This is a genomic window from Serratia sp. 22278 (genome assembly GCF_052045405.1).
GTDB lineage: Bacteria > Pseudomonadota > Gammaproteobacteria > Enterobacterales > Enterobacteriaceae > Serratia > Serratia marcescens.
This window is the reverse complement of the sequence record NZ_JBQEOW010000004.1, coordinates 334,997-358,549: the sequence shown is the minus strand read 5'-3', so window position 1 is coordinate 358,549 and position 23,553 is coordinate 334,997. Positions and strand designations below refer to the sequence as shown.

The 23,553-nt window shown below is 62.1% G+C and carries 22 protein-coding genes; 6 read left to right on the top strand and 16 right to left on the bottom strand.

The genetic code is table 11. From position 1 onward, the window contains the following. Positions 1-262: 262 nt before the first annotated feature. From ACTJJ6_RS11525 to sdhC, 4 genes are read right to left on the bottom strand one after another with little or no spacing between them, the layout of a single operon-like run. Positions 263-979, bottom strand: coding sequence for a succinate dehydrogenase iron-sulfur subunit (locus ACTJJ6_RS11525; RefSeq protein ID WP_015376975.1), 717 nt, complete (start codon positions 977-979; stop codon positions 263-265). Between the two features lie 16 nt (positions 980-995). Next, positions 996-2,762, bottom strand: a complete 1,767-nt coding sequence (gene sdhA / locus ACTJJ6_RS11520) for a succinate dehydrogenase flavoprotein subunit (RefSeq protein ID WP_015376974.1) — start codon at positions 2,760-2,762, stop codon at positions 996-998. Next, a complete protein-coding gene (gene sdhD / locus ACTJJ6_RS11515) occupies positions 2,763-3,110 on the bottom strand; it encodes a succinate dehydrogenase membrane anchor subunit (protein ID WP_004939891.1) in 348 nt (115 codons plus the stop codon). Next, positions 3,104-3,493, bottom strand: coding sequence for a succinate dehydrogenase cytochrome b556 subunit (sdhC, locus tag ACTJJ6_RS11510; protein ID WP_004939893.1), 390 nt, complete (start codon positions 3,491-3,493; stop codon positions 3,104-3,106). The genes sdhD and sdhC overlap by 7 nt, the downstream gene beginning before the upstream one ends. Before the next feature lie 728 nt (positions 3,494-4,221). Between sdhC and ACTJJ6_RS11505 the strand changes: the two genes are divergently transcribed. Next, positions 4,222-5,514, top strand: a complete 1,293-nt coding sequence (locus ACTJJ6_RS11505; protein WP_016928730.1) for a citrate synthase — start codon at positions 4,222-4,224, stop codon at positions 5,512-5,514. A 58-nt stretch (positions 5,515-5,572) separates the two neighbouring features. Here the strand turns inward: ACTJJ6_RS11505 and nei are convergent, their stop codons facing one another. The 12 genes from nei to ACTJJ6_RS11445 form a co-directional block, all read right to left on the bottom strand. Continuing rightward, on the bottom strand, positions 5,573-6,364 hold the full coding sequence (gene nei / locus ACTJJ6_RS11500) for an endonuclease VIII (RefSeq protein ID WP_176063571.1): 792 nt from the start codon (positions 6,362-6,364) through the stop codon (positions 5,573-5,575). 54 nt (positions 6,365-6,418) lie between these two features. Further along, complete coding sequence (gene pcp, locus ACTJJ6_RS11495; protein WP_016928732.1) at positions 6,419-7,063, bottom strand: pyroglutamyl-peptidase I; 645 nt, start codon at positions 7,061-7,063, stop codon at positions 6,419-6,421. Between the two features lie 8 nt (positions 7,064-7,071). Continuing rightward, the gene (locus ACTJJ6_RS11490; protein WP_016928733.1) at positions 7,072-8,091 is read right to left on the bottom strand and encodes a DUF979 domain-containing protein; all 1,020 of its coding nucleotides are present in this window, start codon (positions 8,089-8,091) and stop codon (positions 7,072-7,074) included. Continuing rightward, the gene (locus ACTJJ6_RS11485; protein WP_016928734.1) at positions 8,088-8,819 is read right to left on the bottom strand and encodes a DUF969 domain-containing protein; all 732 of its coding nucleotides are present in this window, start codon (positions 8,817-8,819) and stop codon (positions 8,088-8,090) included. The genes ACTJJ6_RS11490 and ACTJJ6_RS11485 overlap by 4 nt, the downstream gene beginning before the upstream one ends. Before the next feature lie 54 nt (positions 8,820-8,873). Then, positions 8,874-9,614 (bottom strand): 5-oxoprolinase subunit PxpA, encoded by a 741-nt coding sequence (gene pxpA, locus ACTJJ6_RS11480; RefSeq protein ID WP_016928735.1) that lies wholly within the window; start codon positions 9,612-9,614, stop codon positions 8,874-8,876. Then, the gene (gene pxpC, locus ACTJJ6_RS11475; RefSeq protein ID WP_016928736.1) at positions 9,604-10,536 is read right to left on the bottom strand and encodes a 5-oxoprolinase subunit PxpC; all 933 of its coding nucleotides are present in this window, start codon (positions 10,534-10,536) and stop codon (positions 9,604-9,606) included. Before pxpC ends, pxpA begins: the two co-directional genes overlap by 11 nt. Beyond that, positions 10,530-11,186 (bottom strand): 5-oxoprolinase subunit PxpB, encoded by a 657-nt coding sequence (gene pxpB, locus ACTJJ6_RS11470; protein ID WP_099982407.1) that lies wholly within the window; start codon positions 11,184-11,186, stop codon positions 10,530-10,532. The genes pxpC and pxpB overlap by 7 nt, the downstream gene beginning before the upstream one ends. Before the next feature lie 159 nt (positions 11,187-11,345). Then, a complete protein-coding gene (locus ACTJJ6_RS11465) occupies positions 11,346-12,089 on the bottom strand; it encodes a type 2 GTP cyclohydrolase I (protein ID WP_016928738.1) in 744 nt (247 codons plus the stop codon). An 18-nt stretch (positions 12,090-12,107) separates the two neighbouring features. Next, positions 12,108-13,088, bottom strand: a complete 981-nt coding sequence (locus tag ACTJJ6_RS11460) for an MBL fold metallo-hydrolase (protein ID WP_016928739.1) — start codon at positions 13,086-13,088, stop codon at positions 12,108-12,110. A 22-nt stretch (positions 13,089-13,110) separates the two neighbouring features. Further along, on the bottom strand, positions 13,111-14,541 hold the full coding sequence (phrB, locus tag ACTJJ6_RS11455; RefSeq protein WP_440801466.1) for a deoxyribodipyrimidine photo-lyase: 1,431 nt from the start codon (positions 14,539-14,541) through the stop codon (positions 13,111-13,113). 15 nt (positions 14,542-14,556) lie between these two features. Then, the gene (locus ACTJJ6_RS11450) at positions 14,557-15,513 is read right to left on the bottom strand and encodes a YbgA family protein (RefSeq protein WP_016928741.1); all 957 of its coding nucleotides are present in this window, start codon (positions 15,511-15,513) and stop codon (positions 14,557-14,559) included. 142 nt (positions 15,514-15,655) lie between these two features. Next, the gene (locus ACTJJ6_RS11445; protein WP_004939916.1) at positions 15,656-15,865 is read right to left on the bottom strand and encodes a YbfA family protein; all 210 of its coding nucleotides are present in this window, start codon (positions 15,863-15,865) and stop codon (positions 15,656-15,658) included. A 441-nt stretch (positions 15,866-16,306) separates the two neighbouring features. Here ACTJJ6_RS11445 and ACTJJ6_RS11440 point away from each other — a divergent pair, with 441 nt between their 5' ends. The 5 genes from ACTJJ6_RS11440 (at position 16,307) to kdpD (ending at position 23,538) form a co-directional block, all read left to right on the top strand. Continuing rightward, positions 16,307-16,396 (top strand): K(+)-transporting ATPase subunit F, encoded by a 90-nt coding sequence (locus ACTJJ6_RS11440; protein WP_016928742.1) that lies wholly within the window; start codon positions 16,307-16,309, stop codon positions 16,394-16,396. After that, positions 16,396-18,084 (top strand): potassium-transporting ATPase subunit KdpA, encoded by a 1,689-nt coding sequence (gene kdpA / locus ACTJJ6_RS11435; RefSeq protein WP_049300332.1) that lies wholly within the window; start codon positions 16,396-16,398, stop codon positions 18,082-18,084. The genes ACTJJ6_RS11440 and kdpA overlap by 1 nt, the downstream gene beginning before the upstream one ends. Positions 18,085-18,110: 26 nt before the next feature. After that, positions 18,111-20,180 carry a potassium-transporting ATPase subunit KdpB gene (gene kdpB / locus ACTJJ6_RS11430; protein WP_143778551.1) on the top strand — a complete coding sequence of 690 codons (2,070 nt, stop codon included), beginning with the start codon at positions 18,111-18,113 and terminating at the stop codon, positions 20,178-20,180. A gap of 18 nt (positions 20,181-20,198) precedes the next feature. Further along, positions 20,199-20,768 carry a potassium-transporting ATPase subunit KdpC gene (gene kdpC, locus ACTJJ6_RS11425; RefSeq protein ID WP_164053421.1) on the top strand — a complete coding sequence of 190 codons (570 nt, stop codon included), beginning with the start codon at positions 20,199-20,201 and terminating at the stop codon, positions 20,766-20,768. 73 nt (positions 20,769-20,841) lie between these two features. Continuing rightward, entirely contained in the window at positions 20,842-23,538 is a 2,697-nt protein-coding gene (gene kdpD / locus ACTJJ6_RS11420) for a two-component system sensor histidine kinase KdpD (RefSeq protein WP_049300333.1), read from the top strand. Positions 23,539-23,553: the final 15 nt, after the last annotated feature.

The following is a 23,553-nucleotide window of genomic DNA, read 5'->3' as shown; positions in this document are numbered from 1 at the left end:
GCTTTGAAGCTTTAGTTTTCGCCGTGGTTAACATAATTACCGTGATGAATACGGTTTGCCGTAAAACGGTTCACTCGACGTACTTGCGGCCATGACGGCCCGATACGTTCTGTTATGGACCTTGCGGTCCCTTACAAGGAACCTCTAAAAACCGGCGGAAGAACCAGGCTGCATAGCGCCGCAGCCGCGGGTCAGTTTTTAGAGGTTCCCTCCCCTATGGGATGTGCGCCGGAAAAGAGCCCGGCGCAGCATCTCATTCCGTTTATGCGCCGCGTTGCAGCAGCATGGACTTGATATGCCCGATCGCACGCGTCGGGTTCAAGCCTTTAGGGCATACACTGACACAATTCATAATGCTATGGCAGCGGAAAACACTAAAAGCGTCGTCCAGATCATCTAAACGTTCTTGCGTTTCCGTGTCACGGCTGTCGATCAGGAAGCGATACGCCGCCAACAGACCGGCTGGGCCGATGAACTTGTCCGGGTTCCACCAGAACGATGGGCAAGAGGTTGAACAGCAGGCGCACAGGATGCACTCGTACAGACCGTCCAACTTGGCGCGCTGCTCCGGCGATTGCAGGTGCTCGCGCGCCGGCGGGTTCTTACCGTCGTTCAGCAGGTATGGCTTGATCTTTTCATATTGGGTATAGAACTGGCCCATATCCACCACCAGATCGCGCACTACCGGCAGGCCCGGCAGCGGACGGATCACGATCTTGCCGTTGCCTTTGCGCAGCGACGAAACCGGAGTGATGCACGCGAGGCCGTTTTTACCGTTCATGTTCAGGCCGTCGGAACCGCACACGCCTTCGCGGCATGAGCGACGGAACGACAGGGTCGGGTCTTTTTCTTTCAGCTGGATCAACGCATCCAGCAGCATCATGTCGCGACCTTCTTCCGCTTCCAGGGTGTAATCCTGCATGTGCGGCGCGTCGTCGACATCCGGATTGTAGCGATAAATGGAAAATTCGAGTTTCATCTGTCGATCTCCGCAATTAGTAAGAACGCACTTTCGGCGGGAATGCCGGGCGCAGCTTCGGTTGCATGTTCACTTCACGACGCGTCATGCTTTCCGATTGCGGCAGATACAGCGAATGGCACAGCCAGTTGGCGTCATCGCGTTCCGGATAGTCGAAGCGGCTGTGCGCGCCACGGCTCTCGGTACGGAAGTTGGCCGACACGGCGGTGGAATACGCGGTCTCCATCAGGTTATCCAACTCCAGACATTCGATGCGCTGGGTGTTGAACTCGCTGGAGGTATCGTCCAGGCGTGCGTTCTTCAGACGTTCACGGATCACTTTCAGTTCTTCCAGGCCCTTGGCCATCGCATCGCCTTCGCGGAATACCGAGAAGTTGTGCTGCATGCAAGACTGCAGCGCTTTGCGAATTTCGACCGGGTCTTCGCCGGAACGGGTGTTGTTCCAACGATTCAGACGGTCAAGCGAGGCTTCCACGTCGGAGTCGCTGGCGTCACGGCTCACGCCCTGCTCTTCCAGCGATTCCTGCAGGTGCATGCCGGCGGAACGGCCGAACACCACCAGGTCGAGCAGCGAGTTGCCGCCCAGGCGGTTGGCACCGTGCACCGATACGCAGGCGATTTCGCCCACGGCGAACAGCCCCGGGATCACCACGTCTTCGCCCTTCTCGTTCACGGTCAGCGCCTGGCCGGTCACCTTGGTCGGAATGCCGCCCATCATATAGTGACAGGTTGGGATAACCGGGATCGGCTCTTTCACCGGATCGACGTGCGCGAAGGTGCGGGACAGTTCCAGAATGCCCGGCAGACGGGATTCCAGCACCTCTTTGCCCAGGTGATCCAGCTTCAGCTTGGCGTGCGGGCCCCAAGGACCGTCGCAGCCGCGGCCTTCGCGAATTTCGATCATGATCGAACGGGCAACCACGTCGCGGCCCGCCAGATCTTTGGCGTTCGGCGCATAACGCTCCATGAAGCGCTCGCCGTGCTTGTTCAGCAGGTAACCGCCTTCGCCGCGGCAGCCTTCGGTCACCAGCACGCCCGCGCCGGCGATGCCGGTCGGGTGGAATTGCCACATTTCCATGTCCTGCACCGGCACGCCGGCGCGCAGCGCCATGCCGACACCGTCGCCGGTGTTAATGTGGGCGTTGGTGGTGGACTGGTAAATGCGGCCTGCGCCGCCGGTCGCCAGCACGGTGGCCTTGGCTTTGAAGTAAACCACTTCACCGGTTTCGATGCAGATAGCCGTGGTGCCGACCACCGCGCCGTCCTGGTTTTTCACCAGATCAAGCGCATACCACTCGGAGAAGATGGTGGTGTGGTTTTTCAGGTTCTGTTGGTACAGGGTGTGCAGCAGCGCATGGCCGGTACGGTCGGCTGCGGCTGCGGTACGCGCCGCCTGCTCGCCGCCGAAGTTCAGCGACTGGCCGCCGAACGGGCGCTGATAAATGCGGCCGTCGTCCAGACGAGAGAACGGCAGGCCCATGTGTTCCAGTTCCAGAATCGCTTCCGGGCCGGTTTTACACATATATTCGATGGCGTCCTGGTCACCGATATAGTCGGAACCTTTCACCGTGTCGTACATATGCCATTCCCAGTTGTCCTCGTGGCTGTTGCCAAGCGCGACGGTAATGCCGCCCTGTGCGGACACGGTATGGGAACGGGTCGGGAAAACTTTGGACAGCAGGGCACAGGTCGAGCCCGCTTGGGAAATTTGCAGCGCGGCACGCATGCCCGCACCGCCGGCGCCGATTACGACGGCATCAAACTCTCTGACTGGCAGTTTCATTTAAGCACCCCACACTACGATTGTTCCGTACAGTAAATAGACCAGCAACGCGACCACGACAGCCAGCTGCAACACCAGGCGAACCGCCAGCGGCTTGACGTAGTCCGTCAGCACCTGCCACAGCCCGATCCAGGCGTGCACCAGAATCGACAGCAAGGTCAGCAGAGTGAACACTTTCGTAATGGAAGTGGCGAAGAAACCGCGCCAGATGTCATAAGTGAGTTCCGGAGCCGTGACGAAAAAGCCCAGGATATACAGGACGTACAGGGTGATGATGATCGCGGAAGCACGCAGCAGCAGCCAATCGTGCACGCCGTTGCGCCCTAATGCAGAAACGTTGTTTACCATACGAGGACTCCAGCCAGAACTGACAGCACGACGGTCAGACCGATCGCCACCTGGGCGGAACGGGTACCGGCGGCCAAACTCTCTTCGATGTAGCCAAAATCCATTAACAAGTGACGGATGCCACCGCAAATGTGATAGGCCAGCGCCGTGAGGATGCCCCAGAATATGAATTTGACGATGAAGCTATTCATGATGGCGGCCGCCTGCAGGAACCCCTCTTGGGAAGAGAGTGACAGGCCCAGCAGCCAGAGGAGGATACCCACGGCAACGAAGGTAATTACGCCAGAGACTCGGTGTAAGATAGACGCTATCGCAGTTACGGGGAACCGGATCGTTTGCAGATCCAAGTTGACAGGTCGTTGTTTTTTCACGTATTTGCCCACACAGCTCTTATTATTTTCCTTCCTCCGGGCCTGGGCGGGGATCAGACAGCGTTAAGAGCCTAAAACCCTTACACGTCACGCGCTCAAACATCAACATCCTCTGTGCTCAAACGGCGCGCATTTATAACGCTGGGTGCTCCTACTTCAGGGTAATCCGGAGACCTGGCGGCAGTATAGGAGGATCACATTCTGATTACAATTCTCATACAACCGCTTTGATAACATTTCCCCCGAACAGTGATTCAGATCACGGATTTCACAATTAGTGCAAAATTAATTATCTGATTTGACAAGAGATCAACATTTCCATTACATATAGGGGCACAAACGGTCCTATGATGCGCTATGGGTCAGCAGATACACTTCCTCCCGGGTTCGAGTTATGCAACAGTGTATTTGGCGAACCTATCCCAATAGCCGTTGTTTCCCGCTCGAGTTTGCCGGCGTCAAAAGCAAATAAAGCACATAAAAACAGATTATTGGGATAGGTTCACATCTCTTCGAACAGCTCATAGGTAAGATTAACAGACTATAACGAATTACTCTGAATCGTTAACAACTGGTCACCCGTCTCGTTCGCCTGGTCAGCACTCTGTACCCTACCCGCGCACAGTTGCGCAGTCGCTCACAGAGTTAGCGTCCGCACCATTTTTTGCGGGCAACCTGCAGAGATTTAAGGTATTTCAGTTGTTAGTGGTTTTTAAAATAAGGCGCTAAGGAGACAGTAAATGACTGATAAGAAAGCGACGCTAACCATTAACGACAGCGAAGCTCCGATCGAACTGGGCGTATTGACACCGACACTGGGCCCTGATGTCCTCGATGTCCGCGCCCTGGGTTCCAAAGGTTATTTCACATTTGATCCCGGCTTTACCTCCACCGCTTCTTGCGAATCCAAGATTACCTTCATCGACGGCGACAAAGGCGTGCTGCTGCACCGCGGCTTCCCTATCGAGCAGCTGGCGAAAGAATCTTCCTACCTGGAAGTGTGCTACATCCTGCTGTACGGCGAGACCCCAACGCCGGAAGAATTCGAAACCTTCAAGACCACCGTAACCCGCCATACCATGATCCACGACCAGATCACCCATCTGTTCCGTGGCTTCCGCCGCGACTCGCACCCGATGGCAGTGCTGTGCGGCGTGACCGGCGCGCTGGCGGCGTTCTACCACGATGCGCTGGACGTCAACAACGAGCGTCACCGTGAAATCACCGCGTTCCGCCTGCTGTCCAAAATGCCGACCGTGGCCGCGATGTGCTACAAATACTCCCTGGGCCAGCCGTTCGTTTATCCGCGCAACGATCTGTCCTACGCCGGCAACTTCCTGCACATGATGTTCGCCACTCCGTGCGAAGAATACGTGGTGAACCCGGTGCTGGAACGCGCCATGGACCGCATCCTGATCCTGCACGCCGACCATGAGCAGAACGCCTCTACCTCAACCGTGCGCACCGCCGGCTCTTCCGGCGCCAACCCGTTCGCCTGCATCGCGGCCGGCATCGCCTCCCTGTGGGGGCCGGCGCACGGCGGCGCCAACGAAGCGGCGCTGAAAATGCTGGAAGAGATCAAGACCGTCGAGCACATTCCGGAATTCATCAAGCGCGCCAAGGACAAGAACGACTCCTTCCGCCTGATGGGCTTCGGCCACCGCGTGTACAAGAACTACGATCCGCGCGCCACCGTGATGCGCGAAACCTGTCACGAAGTGCTGAAAGAGCTGAACAAGAAGGACGACAACCTGCTGCAGGTGGCGATGGAGCTGGAACACATCGCGCTGAACGACCCGTACTTCATCGAGAAGAAACTGTACCCGAACGTCGACTTCTACTCCGGCATCATCCTGAAGGCGATGGGCATTCCTTCTTCCATGTTCACCGTGATCTTCGCCATCGCGCGCACCATCGGCTGGATCGCCCACTGGAACGAAATGCACGACGAAGGCATCAAAATTGCTCGTCCGCGTCAGCTGTACACCGGCTATGCCGAGCGTGATTTCAAATCCCAGCTGAAAAACAAGTAAGCCACTTTCCTGGCTGAAACCGTACAGCGCCGCCCCTTCGGGCGGCGTTTTTTTTTGGTTATTTCTGGCAGCCCGGGCACCAATAAAACGGCCGCGACGACAGGTCGGTACGCACGATCATCCCACCGCAGCGTTCGCACGGCTCACCGCTGCGATGAAACACCTTGAAGCGAAACAGCGCGCCGTGATGCCGGTTGTCATCCGCCTGCCCGCGCGTCTGGTAGGAAAGGCGCGGCACCGCCAGCGACGCCTCCGCCAGGCGCCGCAGCGCCTCTGGCGCCAGATCCTGCGGTTTGTGCTGCGGCGCCAACTCGGCCTGCCACAGGATTTCGGCGCGCAGATAGTTGCCCAATCCGGCAAGAAACGCCTGGTCGAGCAGCATGCCACCCAGCTGCCGGCGGCGAAAACGCGGCGTCAGCAAACGCTCCTGCACCTCATCCACCGTCAGCGACATGTCCAACACGTCGGGGCCGATGCGTTGCAAAAACGGGTGTTGTTCTATTTCCTCGCGCGGCCCGAGGGTAATGTCGGAAGCGCTGTAGAGCAATATCGCGCTGCGGGCGGTTTCCAGCCGCACCCGCAGTTCGCGTTTGGTCTCCGGCGTCTCCCCCGCCGCCGCCACTTTCCACACGCCATACAGCTGGTTATGGCTGTACATCGTCAGCCCGTTGGAGAAATGGGTCAGCAGCGCCTTGCCGCGCGGCTCGATGGCGACGATGCGCTCGCCGAGCAAACGCTGGCGGTAGTGCTTCAACTGGGGAAAAGTGAAATCGACGGCGGTCAGCGGCTGATCGATCACCGCCGCCGCCAGTTTGTCCGCCGCCCGGCGGATCTCCGGTCCTTCCGGCATAGACCACTCCTTGCGTAGACCCGGCGCAACCCGGTGCGCCGGGAGTGTTCTTGATTAATGCGTCGCGCCGCCCACCACTTTCAGATCGTGTTCCACCTGCAAAGCGATGGAAACGGCCAGCTCCAGCGCAAACAGCACCGTCGAAGCCGCCATGCTCGGCGCGCCGGGGTGCGCCGCCGCCTGCTCAGGCAAATACGGGATATGGATAAAACCGCCCTTCACCTCGCGTTGGCCGCTCAAACGGTGCAGCAGCCCATACATCACATGGTTGCACACGTAAGTGCCGGCAGTCTGCGAAACGGCTGCCGGAATGCCGGCCTCGCGCATCGAACTCACCATCGCTTTGATCGGCAAAGTGCTGAAATAGGCCGCCGGACCGCCGGCGACGATCGGTTCGTCCACCGGCTGCTGCCCCTGATTGTCGGGGATACGCGCGTCGTCGACGTTGATCGCCACCCGTTCAATCGTGATGTCGGTGCGGCCGCCGGCCTGGCCGATAGCCAGTACCATCACCGGCTGCACCTCGTCGATCGCCGCGTTGAGCGCCTCCAGCGCCGCGCCGAACACGCACGGCAGCTGGCGCGCCACAATGCGCGTGCCGACCAGTTCCATATCGTTGAGCTGCTTCACCACTTCCCAGGAGGGATTGAGGCGCTCACCACCAAACGGCTCGAAGCCGGTGATCAATACTTTTTGCATCCTTACTCCTACAGGAACATCAGGAAATACAGCAGGAACACGTTAACCAACAGCAGCAGCACGCCGGTCGGCACCTGCGCCTTGATCACCGCATTCTTGTCCGGCAACTCCAGCAGCGCCGCCGGCACAATGTTGAAGTTCGCCGCCATCGGCGTCATCAGGGTGCCGCAATAGCCGGAGAACATGCCGATCGCCGCCATCACCGCCGGGTTGCCGCCGTGTTGCAGCACCAGGATCGGAATGCCGATGCCTGCGGTGACGATCGGGAACGCGGCGAAGGCGTTGCCCATCACCATGGTCAGCACCGCCATACCGATAGCGTAGACCGCCACGGCGATAAAGCGGTTATCCACCGCCAGATACTCCTGGGTCAAATGCGAGATTGCGGTGCCGACGCCGGCGACGGTAAACAGCAACCCCAGCGTGGCGAGGATCTGCGGCAGAATGAACGCCCAGCCGATCGAATCCAGCAGGCGCCGCGCTTCCTGTATCGGCTGCAGGGCCTTCTCATGGGTCATTTTCACCGCGATCGCCAGACCGATCAGGCAGCCGACGGTCATCGAGAACAGGGTGATCAGCGTCGCGTGGTTACCGCTGCCGAACACCGCGCTTTGCAACGCCGGCACGTTGTTGAACAGCAGCACGCCGATCACCGTCACGACCGGGATCGCCAACGCGGGGATAAACAGCTTGTTGCCCAAACGCTTGGCGCTGGCCTCGCGCTCCTGCGGCGTTCGCTGATGATAGCTGCCGAGGCGCACGCCGCCGAAGCCGGCGATCAGGGCCATCACCACCACCACCCCGCCAACGATGATATGCAGCATGCGTTTCTCGTTGCTGCCTTCGCCGAGCACGTCGCCCAGCAGGCGGTAAGTCCAGTCGCCGACCAGGAATACCAGGCCGTACAGCCCCCAAAACAGCCCGGTGGTGATGCGGCGCGGGTTGGCGCGATCGCGGAAGGACATCACCGCCACAATCAGCAGCACCGCGCCGGCCAGCCAGTAGAGATATTGTTGCTGGAAGTTCATCGCGCCTCCCCCTTCGCCTGCAGCGCCGCCTGATTCAGCTGCGCCAGCTCGGCGCTCAGCTGTTTATCCATCCGATACAGCCGGAACGCGTGGATCAGGAAGGCGAAAATGGCGGTCGGAATGCCCCACAGCGCGATATGCAGCGGCTCGGTCTGAATGCCGCCGGACTCCAGCATAAAGTTATGCATGAAGATGATCGCGCCGAAGGCCACGAAAATATCCTCGCCGAAGAACAGCCCGACGTTGTCGGTCGCGGCCGACATGGCGCGCAGGCGGTGGCGGGTGCGCTCTGGCAGCTCGCCGTAGCGGTTTTCCGTCGCCCCTTCCGCCATCGGCGCCAGCAGCGGCCGCACCATCTGCGGGTGCCCACCCAGGCTGGTCAGCCCCATCGCTGCGGTGATCTCGCGCACGAACAGGTACACGATCAGCAAACGGCCGGCGGTGGCGCTTTTGATCTTGGCGATCCACGCCTGCGCCCGCTCTTTCAGCCCGTGTCGTTCCAGCAGGCCGATCACCGCCAGCGGCAACAGCAGGATCAGCGGCAGGTTGCGGGTATTGAGAAAGCCCTCGCCGAGCTTTTCCAGAATGACGTCCAGCGGCATTAGCGCCGCCAGACCGGTGATGATGCCGGCGGCGATCACCACCAGCACCGGATTGAAACGCAATACAAATCCGACCACGATGGCGGCGATGCCGATCAGTGGCCAGAGATTCACGGCCTGTTCCATAGTCTTCCCTCAATATTTTCTAATAGTTTTTTGCTTGTGATGTTGTGTCTTGCTTTATTGCTCCGCGCTGACGCGGATGCCCTGCTGAACAAAACTGTCCCGCAGCTTGCGCGCATACGCCAGCGCATGCTCGCCGTCCCCGTGCAGGCAGACGGTTTCCGCCTGTACGGCGGCCCAGACGCCATCCACGCTGCGAACCCGGTGATGGCGCACCATCTCCAGCGTTTGCGCCAGCGCCTGTTCGTCGTCCTCGATCAGCGCCCCCGGCAAACCGCGCGGCACCAGCGTGCCGTCGGCCTGATAGCCGCGATCGGCGAATACCTCTTGCCGGGTGGTCAGGCCAAGTTGTTCCCCGGCGCGGATCAGCGCGCTGCCGGCCAGCCCCACCAGCCGCAGCGCCGGATCGACCGCCTGCACCGCCCGAGCGATCGCTTCCGCCAGCGCCGGCTCAACCGCCGCCTGGTTGTACAGCATGCCGTGCGGCTTAACGTGCACCATCACTCCGCCCTCGGCGCGGGCGATGGCCGCCAGCGCCCCGAGCTGATACACCACCTGCGCGTAGACCGTTTCCGGCGGCAGCTGCATGCGGGTCCGGCCGAAGTTCTCCCGATCGGGAAAACTCGGGTGGGCGCCAATCGCCACGCCGTACTGCAATGCCCAGCGCACCGACTGACGCATGGTCTGCGCATCGCCGGCGTGGAAGCCGCAGGCGATGTTGGCCGAACTCACCAATTGCAGCAGCGCCTGGTCGTTGGCGCAGCCTTCGCCGAGATCGGCGTTCAAATCAACGATCATGTAACCCCCAGGCAATCTGTCGAAGGAAGAGATCCTGTTCGGCCTTGGCGCGCTGCGCCTCGGCCAATGAGCAGAGAACGAAGTGGATCGGTTCGCCGAGACGGACCTGCGCCAGATGGTAGAGATCGGCTTCGATCACGCAGGCGATGCGCGGGTAACCGCCGGTGGTTTGCGCATCAGCCATCAGCACGATCGGCTGGCCGTTGTGCGGCACCTGCACCACGCCGGGCATCAGGCCGTGCGACAGCATCTCTCTCTCAGTGGTGCGCGCCAGCGGCGTGCCGCCATGCAGGCGGTAGCCCATGCGGTTGCTCTGCGGGCTGAGCTGCCAGGCGGTGCGCCAGAACGTGTCCTGCGCCTCTTCGCTGAACTCGGCGTACTCCGGCCCCGGCAAAGCACGGATGCGGTTGGTGAACAGCAGCTGTTTCACGCCGCAGGAATGTTGCGGTTGAGCGGCAGAGTTGCCCAGCGGCAGCCGATCGCCGTCCTTCAGGTTACGGCCTTCGTGGCCGCCAAAGGCGGCTTTCATGTCGGTGCTGCACGATCCCAGCATTTCCGGCACGGCGATACCGCCCGAGATCGCCAGGTAGCTGCGCATGCCGCGTTTCGGCGTGCCCAGCGCCAGCCGCTGCCCCTTTTTCACCGGATAGCGCCAGCCGGTCCACAGCGGCTTGCCGTCCAGCTGCGCGTCGCAGCCGGCGCCGGTCAGGGCGATCCAGCCTGCGCGGGTAAACTCGGCGCTGAACTGGCCGAGCGTGATCTCCAGCCCGGCGGCCTCCGGCGCATTGCCCACCAGCAGGTTGGCGATCTTCAGCGCCGGTTGATCCAGCGCTCCGCCGGTGCTGATGCCCAGACGGCGGAATCCCTCGCGGCCCAAATCCTGCACCGTGGTATAGATGCCGGCGCGCAGAATAATCAGCATACGCCCTCCTTCTGCGGCACAAAGCGTACGTTATCGCCCGGACGCAGCAGCGTCGGCGGCATTTCATGCGGATTGAACAACGCCAACGGCGTGCGGCCGATCAGCTGCCAGCCGCCGGGCGTCACCAGCGGATAGATGCCGGTCTGGCCGCCGCCGATGCCGACGGAGCCGGCCGCCACCGCCAGACGCGGTTCAGCGCGGCGCGGCGTCGCCAGTTGTTCCGGCATGCCGCCCAAATAGGAGAAGCCCGGCTGAAAGCCAAGGAAATAGACCACATAGGCCGCCGCCGCGTGGCATTCCACCACCTGTTGCGGCGTCATGCCAGTATGACGCGCCACCTCATCCAGGTCGGGGCCCTGTTCCCCGCCGTAGATAACCGGAATATCCACCTGACGCGATTCCGGCGTCAGGCGCTCTTTGCTCTCCCACCCCTGCTGCAGCAATGCCAGCATTGCTTCGGCATCGGCCTGCGGCGTATGCAGCAGCAGCGTCAGGTTGTTCATCCCCGGCACCACTTCCCGCACGTCGGGATGGTGATTCAGCTTTTCCGCCAGCGCCCAGATGCGCTGCTGGCTCGGCAACGTCACCGGCGGCGACAGTTCAAGCACTACCGCTCTTTCACCCAACAGGTAATAACGCGCTTGTTGCACCCTTATTCTCCTTATTATTATCGCGCTGAAAAACACACCAGTTATGCGTGACGCGGCCCCGGCTGTCAATAGAGCGCAACCATAAGGAAAATAAGGAAATAGCGCGATAAAAGGATTCAGCCGGCGCACAGGCCGGGCTGGATCCGGGGAAGAAAAAAATCAGGCGGGATTCGGGATATCGATAAAGGTCACATCAAAGCCGTGGTGCTGGGCCAGCCACTCACCCAACGCTTTCACGCCGCCGCGCTCGGTGGCGTGGTGACCGGCGGCGAAGAAATGTACGCCCATTTCACGCGCGCTGTGAATGGTCTGCTCAGACACTTCACCGCTGATGAACGCATCGACGCCGAAACGCGCCGCGCTGTCGATAAAGCCCTGGCCGCCGCCGGTGCACCAGGCCACCCGGCGAATATGTTCAGGCGCGTTATCGCCGCAGTGCAGCACCGCGCGCCCCAGTCGGCTTTCGATACGCTGCTGCAGCGCTTCACCGGTCAGCGGCTGTTCAAATTCGCCGTGCGGCACCAGCGGCTCGACGTCGCCAATCACCCGGATGCCCAGCGCCTGCGCCAGCTGCGCGTTGTTGCCCAGCACCGGATGCGCGTCCAGCGGCAGGTGGTAGCCGTACAGATTGATATCGTGGGTCAGCAGCGTTTTCAGGCGATTGCGTTTCATGCCGCGCACCGCCGGCGCCTCGTTTTTCCAGAAATAGCCGTGGTGTACGATAATCGCGTCGGCCTGATGCGCCACCGCGGCGTCCAGCAGCGCCTGACAGGCGGTGACGCCGGTCACGATGCGCTGCACGTGCGGGCGGCCTTCTACCTGCAAACCGTTGGGGGCGTAGTCCTGAAACGCCGCGGCGTTCAGTTCCGTGTTGATCAGTTGTTCCAGATCGAGGTTACGCATTCTCTTCTCTCTTCATAGTCAAAATGTCTGCCGGTCGCCCTGCGCCATCAGGATGAATTTCACCCCCAGATCGTTGCCCTGCGTCAGCTGCTGCGCAATGGCGGCGCGCGCGTCTTCGCCCTGCTTCAGGCTGGGCTTGATGTGGCTGATGACCACCGGCAGACCCTTCAGCGAGCCTTCGCCGCCGCTGTACTGTGTCAGGTTCTTCAGCTCCTTCAGCAGCCAGGCCGGCGTCAAATGACCGTACAGATGTTTGTCCTCCATCCCGTTGGGGTAAGAGGTTTCGATAATCATGCCTTTGAGCTTTTTCTGCTCGACAAGCGGCCCCAGCGCGCGCCAGACGGTATCGAGATCGCGCGACTGCTCCACCTTATCCGGCCCGGTATCGCCGAAGTAGGCGAAGAACTCGTTACCGTTGGAAATCAGCAGCATCGACGACGGGTAGCGATCGTGGCTGAGCGGGTACATCACGCCGGTCAACCCGGTCAGCCCGAGGGTAAACCGCTGCTGCGGCCGCACCGTTTGCAGCCGGTAGGTGCCCAGCCGCGCACCGTTGCCGGCGTCGGTAAAGTTCGGCCAGGCCTTCCAGTTAAAGTAGTGATTACGCAGGGTCAGCACGGTGTCAGCCTGGGCGTAAACGGTTTTTTTATTGTCCTCGGGCGAGCCGACGATCAGCCCCGCCACGTGGTCCAGATGGCCGTGGCTGATGAAATAGCCGCCGATCAACTGCCGGAACACATGGCCCTGCGGCGTGTAAGGCGCGGCCAACTCGGCGGTCACCTGCGGGAAGCTGCCCTTCTCCAGCCCTTTGGCGATGCCCGGCAGCAGCGAACCGGCGTCCAGCGCCACATACTGCGGCTGATTGTCGCTGCGGATCAGGTAGGAAGTCAGGTTGCCGTCGCTGACGCCGCCGTCGACGCCCAGCGCCACCACGTCAAAGCCGGCGATCGCCAGCGCGGAATAGCCGCTCAGGCACAGGGCCAACACCTTTTTCATCATTGCGTCGCTCCTTGCAGTTGCCTCAAGACTCTCCCCGTTTCGCCGCCTCGAACGCCGCCAGCGTCTCCAGGCGGGCTTGCTTATGATCGACGATCGGCAGCGGGTAATTCAGCACGCATGGCTGCTTTTCCGCCCAACGGTGAGGATGATGGATGTCATTGTCGGGCACATCCGCCAGTTCCGGCAACCATTTACGGATAAAAGTGCCTTGTGGATCAAAACGTTCACCCTGCGTCGTCGGGTTGAAGATGCGGAAATACGGCGCGGCGTCGGTGCCGGTGGACGCCGCCCACTGCCAGCCGCCGTTGTTGGCCGCCAGATCGCCGTCCAGCAGTTGCGACATGAAGTAGCGCTCCCCGGCCCGCCAGTCGATCAGCAGATCCTTCACCAGGAAACTGGCGCTGATCATGCGCAGCCGGTTATGCATCCAGCCGGTGGCGTTCAGTTGGCGCATGGCGGCATCGACGATCGGGTAGCCGGTCTCGCCCCGCTGCCAGGCCTGCAGCTTCGCCGCGTCATCGCGCCAGCGCACTTTGTCCGTCCAGGCGATAAACGGCCGATGGCGGCACAGCTCGGGATAGGCCACCAGCAGATGGCGGTAGAACTCGCGCCAAATCAGCTCGTTCAGCCAGGCGAAAGCGCCGCTCTCGCGATCTTCCAGCAACCGTGGGCATTCGGCGCGCAGGCGATTGAAGCACTGGCGCGGCGACAGCGCGCCAATCGCCAGATAGGGCGACAGGCTGCTGGTGCCGGCGATGGCGGGCAGATCGCGCTGGCGAAGGTAATCCTGCACTTGCTCACGGCAAAAGGCGCGCAGACGTTGCAGTGCGGCCTCCTCGCCGGCGGGATAGCCATCCCCAACCTCCGCCGCGGGGTAATCGAACGCCGCCGGCGCCTCAGCCGCAGGCAACGCGCCACCGGCACGGGTTTTAGGCGCCGGCAGGCAGCTGAGATCGGACTCGGTCAGGCGCTGAATGAAAGCGTTGCGAAACGGCGTATAGACCTTGTACATCTCGCCGCCGCCGGTTTGCACGCTGCCCGGCGGCAACAGCAGGCTGTCATCGAAACCGCGGCACGCCACCCGGTCGCTCAATCGCTGTTCCAACCGCGCATCGCGGCGCCGTTCATTCAGTTCGTACTGGCGATTGTAAAACAACGCATCTACCTGCTCTCGCTCGCAATAGTCCGCCAGCCAGTCGATCGACGAGGCAAAGTCCGTGCCAGCATGGCAATGCAGCGCAATGCCTTTTTGCGCCAACGCCTGCTGCACCGCCCGCAGGCTGGCGTGGATCAGCGCCGCCTGCCGCGGCGCCATCTCATGTTGCCGCCACTGCTGCGGGGTGGCGATAAACACCGCCAGCACCCGGGCTTCGGGATCGCTGCAGGCGGCGTGCAGCGCTTTGTTGTCGGTGATACGCAGATCGTTACGCAACCAGACCAGATGCGTGGTCATAAAACTCCTTGTCAATCAATGGCCGTAACGCAAACGCAGCGCCTCCGGGTAAGGTTCGAAATAACGTTGTTCCGCCAGATAGCGGTCGGGGTATTCCGCCATGTAATGCTTAAGCAGCGCGATCGGCGCCAGCAGCGGCTGCATGCCCTGCCGATAACGGTCGATCAGGTGCGCCAGTTCCTGACGCTGCGCCGCGCTGAGCTGACGGCGGAAGTAGCCCTGCACGTGCATCAGCACGTTGGTGTGGTTGCGCCGCGTTGCTTTGTGCGCCAACAGCGCCATCAGGCGGCTGCGGTATTCCACGGCGAAGGCCTCCAGCGAGTCCCAGCGGTGAATATCGGCGACGAAGCGCCCCAGCTCGCGATAAGCCGGCTGCGAATGCGCCAACAGTGAAAGCTTGTAGCGGCTGTGAAACGCGATCAACCCGCCGCGGGTCAGCCCCTGGCGCCACAGCATATTCAGCTCATACAGCGCGTACACCCGTTCAATGAAGTTTTCCCGCAATGCCGCATCCTGCAATCGTCCGTCTTCTTCCACCGGCAGCCACGGCATCTGACGCAGCAGTTCAGCGGTAAACAGCCCGACGCCGTTTTTACGCGAGTCTTTGCCGTTCTCGCTGTAGACCCGCACCCGCTCCAGTCCGCAGCTCGGCGACTTGGCGCAGACGATATAACCGCACAGGTGCTGCAACGCGGCCACGCGCTGCGAGGAGAAACTGCGCATCTCCTCAGTCAGATCCACGCCGGCGTCGTTGCTGTAACGCATCGCCGGCCACGGCTGCGCCTGTTTCACCAGGCGCAGCGCCGGGCGCGGCGTAGGCAGACCAATCGCCATTTCCGGGCAAACGGGCTCAAAGCGCACATAGGGCGCCAACTGTTCCACCGCAAAGGCCAGCCGCTTATGGCCACCGTCGAAACGCACCGCATCGCCCAGTAAACAGGCGCTGATGCCGATAGGGATCTTGTCACTCATACCGCTCTCCCGCGTTGTTAGCCGATTGAGGAAAGTGTAGAAGAATGGCTTGCCGAATACGACCTTGCGCTTGATAGGGGCGGCTATAGGCATAAAAAAACCCCCGCCGCAGGGCGAGGGTTTTTCGTGAATCAGTAGTGGCTCAGTAGAAATCGCAGGACGCCAGTTCCGCCTGCTGCAGCCAGACCGGCTTATCGCTGGTTTTTGACCAGACGCGGTGCAGGTAGCTGTAAAAACGCCCGCGATCGCTGCGGAACAGCATCACCGGCAGGGCCAAAATGCCCGCGATCACCACTGCGCTGCGGCGCAGGAGAATCCGATGCAATGAATAAGCGTGATAGGTCGTAGACATGCGAACCTCCTTAAAAACGCCTGCCGTTGATTTGTCAGGGAAAACGGCGTGGGCGTATCAAATGAACAATCGGTAATTTGGTAACTGGACAAAATTTTAGCGCACTTGATGAAAGTTTACTACTCATCCGACCACTAAATCGCACAAAAAATCGCTAATCACCATGCTGATTCGTAATTTTGTTACAATCAAGTTAATTTTTAACTAAACATGGGTTACATTGTGGTTATTATTCGGTTCTTCATCCCACGCCTCAGCCCCTGCTTATTCACACATCAGGCGCAATCTCGCCGCAAGCAGGCTGCCTGAAATGGCCAATTTCCGCTGAAATTTCAGTCATTTTTATACTTTTTTTACACCCGCCCGCGCGATTTTTTCATCTTCTTTCTACCCCGCTCCCTACACTGCCTCTATCAAAAACAACACCTCTGGAGGTGTCCCGTGAGTTTCAGCGTTATTGGTGGTGCGCTGTTGGTTCTGCTGCTGTTGGCCTATCTGGTCTACGCCCTGTTTAACGCGGAGGATTTCTGATGGCGGCTTCAGCCTTTTTACTGATCGCCAGTTTCCTGCTGGTGCTTCTGCTGCTGGCACGGCCGCTGGGCGGTTTTATGGCGCGCCTGATCGAGGGTGAGCCGCTGCCTGCGCTGCGCGGGGTGGAAGCCGGGGTCTGGCGCGCCTGCGGCATCCGCGCCACCGAAATGAACTGGTGGCAGTACGCGCTAGCGATCCTGGCGTTTAACCTGCTCGGCCTGGCGCTGCTGTTCGCCCTGCTGATGACGCAGGGCTCGCTGCCGCTCAACCCGCAAGGCTTCCCGGGCCTCTCCTGGGATCTGGCGCTCAACACCGCCGTCAGCTTCGTCACCAACACCAACTGGCAGGCCTACAGCGGCGAAAGCGCCCTCAGCTATTTCAGCCAGATGGCCGGACTGGCGGTGCAGAACTTCGTCTCCGCCTCCACCGGCATCGCCGTGGCCTTTGCGCTGATCCGCGCCTTCACCCGCCGCGCCGGCAAGACCGTCGGCAACGCCTGGGCCGATCTGTTCCGCATCACGCTGTATGTGCTGCTGCCGATCGCGCTGGCGATCGCCCTGTTCTTCGTCAGCCAGGGCACGCTGCAAAACTTCCTGCCTTACCTGCACGTCACCACGCTCGAAGGCGCGCAGCAGACGCTGCCGATGGGGCCGGTGGCCTCGCAGGAAGCGATCAAAATGCTCGGCACCAACGGCGGCGGCTTCTTCGGCGCCAACTCGGCGCACCCGTTCGAGAACCCAACCGTGCTGACCAACTTCGTACAAATGCTGGCCATCTTCCTGATCCCCTGCGCGCTGTGCTTCTCCTTCGGCCAGTTGGCCGGTGAAAACCGCCAGGGCCATGCGCTGATCTGGGCGATGGCGCTGATCTTCGTGGTGGCGGTGGTGGTGGTGATGGTCGCCGAGCTGGCGGGCAACCCGCACCTGAGCGCGCTGGGCGCCGACAGCAACATCAATATGGAAGGCAAAGAGTCGCGCTTCGGCATTCTCGCCACCAGCCTGTTCTCGGTGGTGACCACCGCCGCGTCCTGCGGGGCGGTCAACGCCATGCACGACTCTTTCACCGCGCTGGGCGGCATGGTGCCGATGTGGCTGATGCAGATCGGTGAAGTGGTGTTCGGCGGCGTCGGCTCCGGCCTGTACGGCATGCTGCTGTTCGTACTGCTGACGGTGTTTATCGCCGGCCTGATGATCGGCCGCACCCCGGAATACCTGGGCAAGAAGATCGACGTTTACGACATGAAGATGACCGCGCTGGCGATCCTGGTCACGCCGACGCTGGTGTTGCTAGGCAGCGCGCTGGCCATCGGCACCGACGCGGGCCGCGCCGGCATCCTCAACCCGGGCGCCCACGGCTTCAGCGAAGTGCTGTACGCCCTGTCTTCCGCCGCCAACAACAACGGCAGCGCCTTCGCCGGGTTGAGCGTCAATACGCCGTTCTACAACCTGCTGCTGGCCTTCGCCATGTTCGTCGGCCGCTTCGGGGTGATCCTGCCGGTGCTGGCGATCGCCGGTTCGCTGAGCGCCAAGCAGCGTCAGCCGGCGGGCAACGGCACCCTGCCGACCTATGGGCCGCTGTTTATCGGCCTGCTGATCGGCACCGTGCTGCTGGTGGGGGCGCTGACCTTCGTGCCGGCGCTGGCGCTGGGCCCGGTGGCCGAGCATTTGCAGCTTTGGTTGGCAAACTAACCGACGTCACAGAGAGAGAATAAGAGATGACTCGCAAACAACGCGCGCTGTTTGAACCGGCCCTGGTGCGCACCGCGCTGATCGATGCGGTGAAAAAACTGGACCCTCGCGTTCAATGGCGCAACCCGGTGATGTTCGTGGTGTATATCGGCAGCCTGCTGACCACCGCCATCTGGCTGGCTATCCTCGCCGGCCAAACCGACGGCGCCGCCGCCTTTACCGGCAGCGTCGCCCTGTGGCTGTGGTTCACCGTGCTGTTCGCCAACTTCGCGGAAGCGCTGGCCGAAGGGCGCAGCAAGGCCCAGGCGGAAAGCCTGAAAGGCACCAAGAAAACCAGCTGGGCGAAAAAGCTGGCCGGCCCGCGCCGCGACGGCGCCACGGAGAAAGTGGCCGCCGAAAGCCTGCGCAAAGGCGATATCGTGCTGGTGGAAGCCGGCGACACCATCCCGTGCGACGGCGAGGTGCTGGAAGGCGGCGCTTCGGTGGATGAAAGCGCCATCACCGGCGAATCCGCCCCGGTGATCCGCGAATCCGGCGGCGACTTCTCCTCGGTCACCGGCGGCACCCGCGTGCTGTCTGACTGGCTGGTGGTGCAGTGCAGCGTCAACCCGGGGGAAACCTTCCTCGATCGCATGATCGCCATGGTGGAAGGCGCCAAGCGCCGCAAAACGCCGAACGAGATCGCGCTGACCATCCTGCTGGTGGCGCTGACCATCGTGTTCGTGTTGGCCACCGCCACCCTGTTCCCGTTCTCGCAATACAGCGTCGAGGCGGCCGGCAGCGGCAGCGTGGTCACCATCACCGTGCTGGTCGCATTGCTGGTTTGCCTGATCCCCACCACCATCGGCGGCCTGCTGTCCGCCATCGGCGTGGCCGGGATGAGCCGCATGCTCGGCGCCAACGTGATCGCCACCAGCGGCCGCGCGGTGGAAGCCGCCGGCGACGTGGACGTGCTGCTGCTGGATAAAACCGGCACCATCACGCTGGGCAACCGCCAGGCTTCGGAGTTCCTGCCGGCGCCGGGCGTGAAAGAGCAAGAGCTGGCGGATGCCGCGCAGCTGGCCTCGCTGGCGGACGAAACGCCCGAAGGCCGCAGCATCGTGGTGTTGGCCAAACAGCGATTCAACCTGCGCGAACGCGATCTGCAGGCGCTGAACGCCACCTTCGTGCCCTTCTCCGCCCAGACCCGCATGAGCGGCGTCAACGTGCAGGAGCGCATGATCCGCAAAGGCGCGGTAGACGCCATTCGCCGCCACGTCGAATCCAATCAGGGGCACTTCCCGCGGGCGGTGGACGATCTGGTGGAAAGCGTGGCGCGCACCGGCGGTACACCGCTGGTGGTGGCGGAAGGCGCCCGGGTGCTGGGCGTGGTGGCGCTGAAGGATATCGTCAAGGGCGGCATCAAAGAGCGTTTCGCCGAGCTGCGCAAGATGGGCATCAAAACGGTGATGATCACCGGCGATAACCCGCTGACCGCGGCGGCGATCGCCGCCGAAGCCGGGGTGGACGACTTCCTGTCGGAAGCCACGCCGGAAGCCAAGCTGGCGCTGATCCGTCAGTACCAGGCGGAAGGCCGCCTGGTGGCGATGACCGGCGACGGCACCAACGACGCCCCGGCGCTGGCGCAGGCCGATGTGGCGGTGGCGATGAACTCCGGCACCCAGGCCGCCAAAGAGGCGGGCAACATGGTCGATCTGGATTCCAACCCGACCAAGCTGATCGAAGTGGTGCACATCGGCAAACAGATGCTGATGACGCGCGGCTCGCTGACCACCTTCAGCATCGCCAACGACGTGGCCAAATACTTCGCCATTATTCCGGCGGCGTTCGCGGCCACCTATCCACAGCTGAACGCGCTGAACGTGATGCATTTGCATTCCCCGGCCTCCGCCATCATGTCGGCGGTGATCTTCAACGCCCTGGTGATCGTGTTCCTGATCCCGCTGGCGCTGAAAGGGGTGAGCTACAAACCGATGAGCGCCGCGGCCCTGCTGCGCCGCAACCTGTGGCTGTACGGAGTCGGCGGCCTGCTGGTGCCGTTCGTCGGCATCAAACTGATCGACCTGATCCTGGTCGCGCTGCACGTCGCCGGTTAACCATTGAGGGAAATGAACATGACGTATTTACGACCTGCGCTGGTGATGCTGATCCTGCTGACGCTGATCACCGGCATCGCCTATCCGCTGCTGACCACCGGGCTGGCGCAGCTGCTGTTTTCGGGCTCGGCTAACGGTTCGCTGCTGTACCAGGGCGACAAGGCGGTCGGCTCCGCGCTGATCGGCCAAAACTTCACGCGCGCCGACTATTTCTGGGGCCGCCCGTCGGCCACCGGCGATTCGGCCTATAATCCACTGGCCTCCGCCGGCAGCAACCTGGCGGCCACCAACCCGGCGCTGGATAAGGCTATCGCCGAGCGCGCAGCGCAGCTGCGCCAGGCCAATCCTGCGATGCGCGGCCCGATCCCGGTGGATCTGCTGACCGCCTCCGGCAGCGGGCTGGATCCACAGATCTCGATCGCCGCGGCGCGCTATCAGCTGGCGCGGGTCGCGGCGGCGCGTCATCTGCCGCCGGAACAGATCGCCAAACTGATCGAAGACAACACCGATCGGGCCACGCCCAACTTCATGGGCGAATCGGTGGTGAACGTGTTGAAGCTGAACCTGGCGCTGGATGCGTTGAAGTAACGCGCCGTATTCAGCATAGTGATAGGGTTCGGCGTGCCGAACCCCTTTTTGCTTGGTAACACAAGGAATTGCCATGGTCGAAGAAGAACAGCAGCGTCCCGATCCCGATAGCCTGCTGGCGCTGGCCAATGAAAAACCGCGCGGCCGGTTGAAGGTATTCTTCGGCGCCTGCGCCGGCGTGGGCAAAACCTACGCCATGCTGCAGGAAGCCCAGCGCTTGCGCGCTCAGGGGCTGGATGTGCTGGTCGGCGTGGTGGAAACCCACGGCCGCAACGAGACCGCCGCCCTGCTCGACGGCCTGGCGCTGCTGCCGCAAAAACGCATCCAGCACCGCGGGCGACTGGTGCATGAATTCGATCTCGACGCCGCGCTGGCGCGCCACCCGGCGCTGATCCTGATGGACGAACTGGCGCACAGCAACGCCCACGGTTCGCGCCACCCCAAACGCTGGCAGGATGTAGAAGAGCTGCTGGACGCCGGCATCGACGTGCTGACGACCGTCAACGTGCAACATCTGGAAAGTCTGAACGACGTGGTGGGCGGCGTGACCGGCGTGCGAGTGCGCGAAACGGTGCCCGACCACGTGTTTGACGAGGCCAGCGAAGTGGTGCTGGTCGATCTGCCGCCGGACGATCTGCGCCGACGGCTGCACGAAGGCAAAGTGTATATTCCCGGCCAGGCCGAGCGCGCCATCGAGCATTTTTTCCGTAAAGGCAACCTGATCGCTCTGCGCGAATTGGCGCTGCGCCGCACCGCCGATCGGGTCGATGATCAGATGCGCGAGTTTCGCGACACCCAGGGGCGCGAGAAAGTGTGGCACACCCGCGACAGCATTCTGCTGTGCGTCGGCCACAGCAGTGGCAACGAAAAGCTGGTGCGCATCGCCGCCCGGCTGGCGGCGCGGCTTGGCTGCCATTGGCATGCAGTCTACGTGGAAACCCCCAAGCTGCACCGGCTGCCGGAAAACCAGCGCCGCGCCATTCTGCGCGCGCTGCGGCTGGCGCAGGAGCTGGGCGCCGAAACCGCCACCCTGGCCGATCCGTCCGAAGAGCGCGCGGTGCTGCGCTACGCCCGCGAGCATAACCTCGGCAAAATCATCATCGGCCGCCGCAGCGAGCAGCGCTGGAAACTGCGCGGCAGCTTCGCCGATCGCCTCGGCCGGCTGGGCCCGGATCTCGATCTGGTGATCGTGGCGCTGGACAGCGACGCCGCGCAGCCCCCGCCGGGCAAGGAGCACGACGGCCGCAGCTTCAATGAGAAATGGCGCATGCAGCTGCGCGGCTGCGCGGTGGCGATAGCGCTGTGTGCGCTGATTACCCTGCTCTCGCAGTGGCTGCTGCCGGGCTTCGATCAGGCCAACCTGGTGATGGTCTACCTGCTCGGCGTGGCGATCGTCGCGCTGTTCTTCGGCCGCTGGCCGTCGGTGCTGGCGGCGGTGATCAACGTCGCCAGCTTCGATCTGTTCTTCGTCCAGCCCGAATGGTCGTTCGCCGTCAGCGATATGCAGTATCTGCTGACCTTCGGCGTGATGCTCGCCGTCGGCATCATCATCGGCAATCTGACCGCCGGGGTGCGTTATCAGGCCCGGGTGGCGCGCTATCGCGAGCAGCGGGCGCGTCATCTGTACGAAATGTCGCGCGGGCTGAGCCGCGCGCTGACCGTGGCCGACATCGCCAACACCAGCCGTCATTTCCTCTCCAGCAGCTTCCAGGCGAAAACCGTGCTGCTGCTGCCGCAGGAAGACGGCCGGCTGCAGCAAATGATCGGCGAGGAAGGCGGACTGCTGTCGGTAGACGAAGCCATCGCGCGCTGGAGTTTCGACAAAGGCTTGCCGGCCGGCGCGGGTACCGACACCCTGCCCGGCGTGCCTTACCAACTGCTGCCGCTCAATACCCCCAAACAGACCTTCGGCCTGTTGGCGATCGAACCCAACAACCTGCGCCAGCTGATGGTGCCGGAACAACAGCGGCTGCTGCAAACCTTCGCAGTGCTGATCGCCAGCGCGCTGGAACGGCTGCACCTGGCGCGCAGCGCCGAAGAAGCCAAGCTGGACGCCGAACGCGAACAGCTGCGCAACTCGCTGCTGGCGGCGCTGTCGCACGATCTGCGCACCCCGCTGACCGTGTTGTTCGGCCAGGCGGAAATTCTCACGCTGGACCTGGCGGCCGAAGGCTCCAATCACGCCACCCAGGCCAGCCAGATCCGCCAGCAGGTGCTGAGCACCACCCGGCTGGTGAACAACCTGCTGGATATGGCGCGCATCCAGTCCGGCGGTTTCAGCCTGCGTAAAGAGTGGCAGTCGCTGGAAGAGATCGTCGGCGCCTCGCTGCACATGCTGGAGCCGCTGCTCAGCCAGCATCCGATCGAGGTCGAGCTGCCGCCGGAACAGATCCTGGTCAACTGCGACGGCAGCCTGCTGGAACGGGTGTTCACCAACCTGTTGGAAAACGCCAATAAATACGCCGGCGCCGAGGCCACCATCGGCATTCGCGCCCGCACGCTGCCCGAGTGGCTGGAAGTCGAGGTCTGGGATAACGGCCCCGGCATCCCCGCCGATCAGCTGCAGCTGATTTTCGACAAGTTTTCACGCGGCAATAAAGAGTCGGCGATCCCCGGCGTAGGCTTGGGGTTAGCGATTTGTCGTGCCATTATTGAAGTGCATGATGGCCGCATCTGGGCGGAAAACGGCGCCAACGGCGGCGCCAGCTTCCGCTTCGTGCTGCCGCTGGAAAAACCGCCCGAGATCGACGGCGACGCCTTCGATCTGTAATCAACGCAGGGGAAA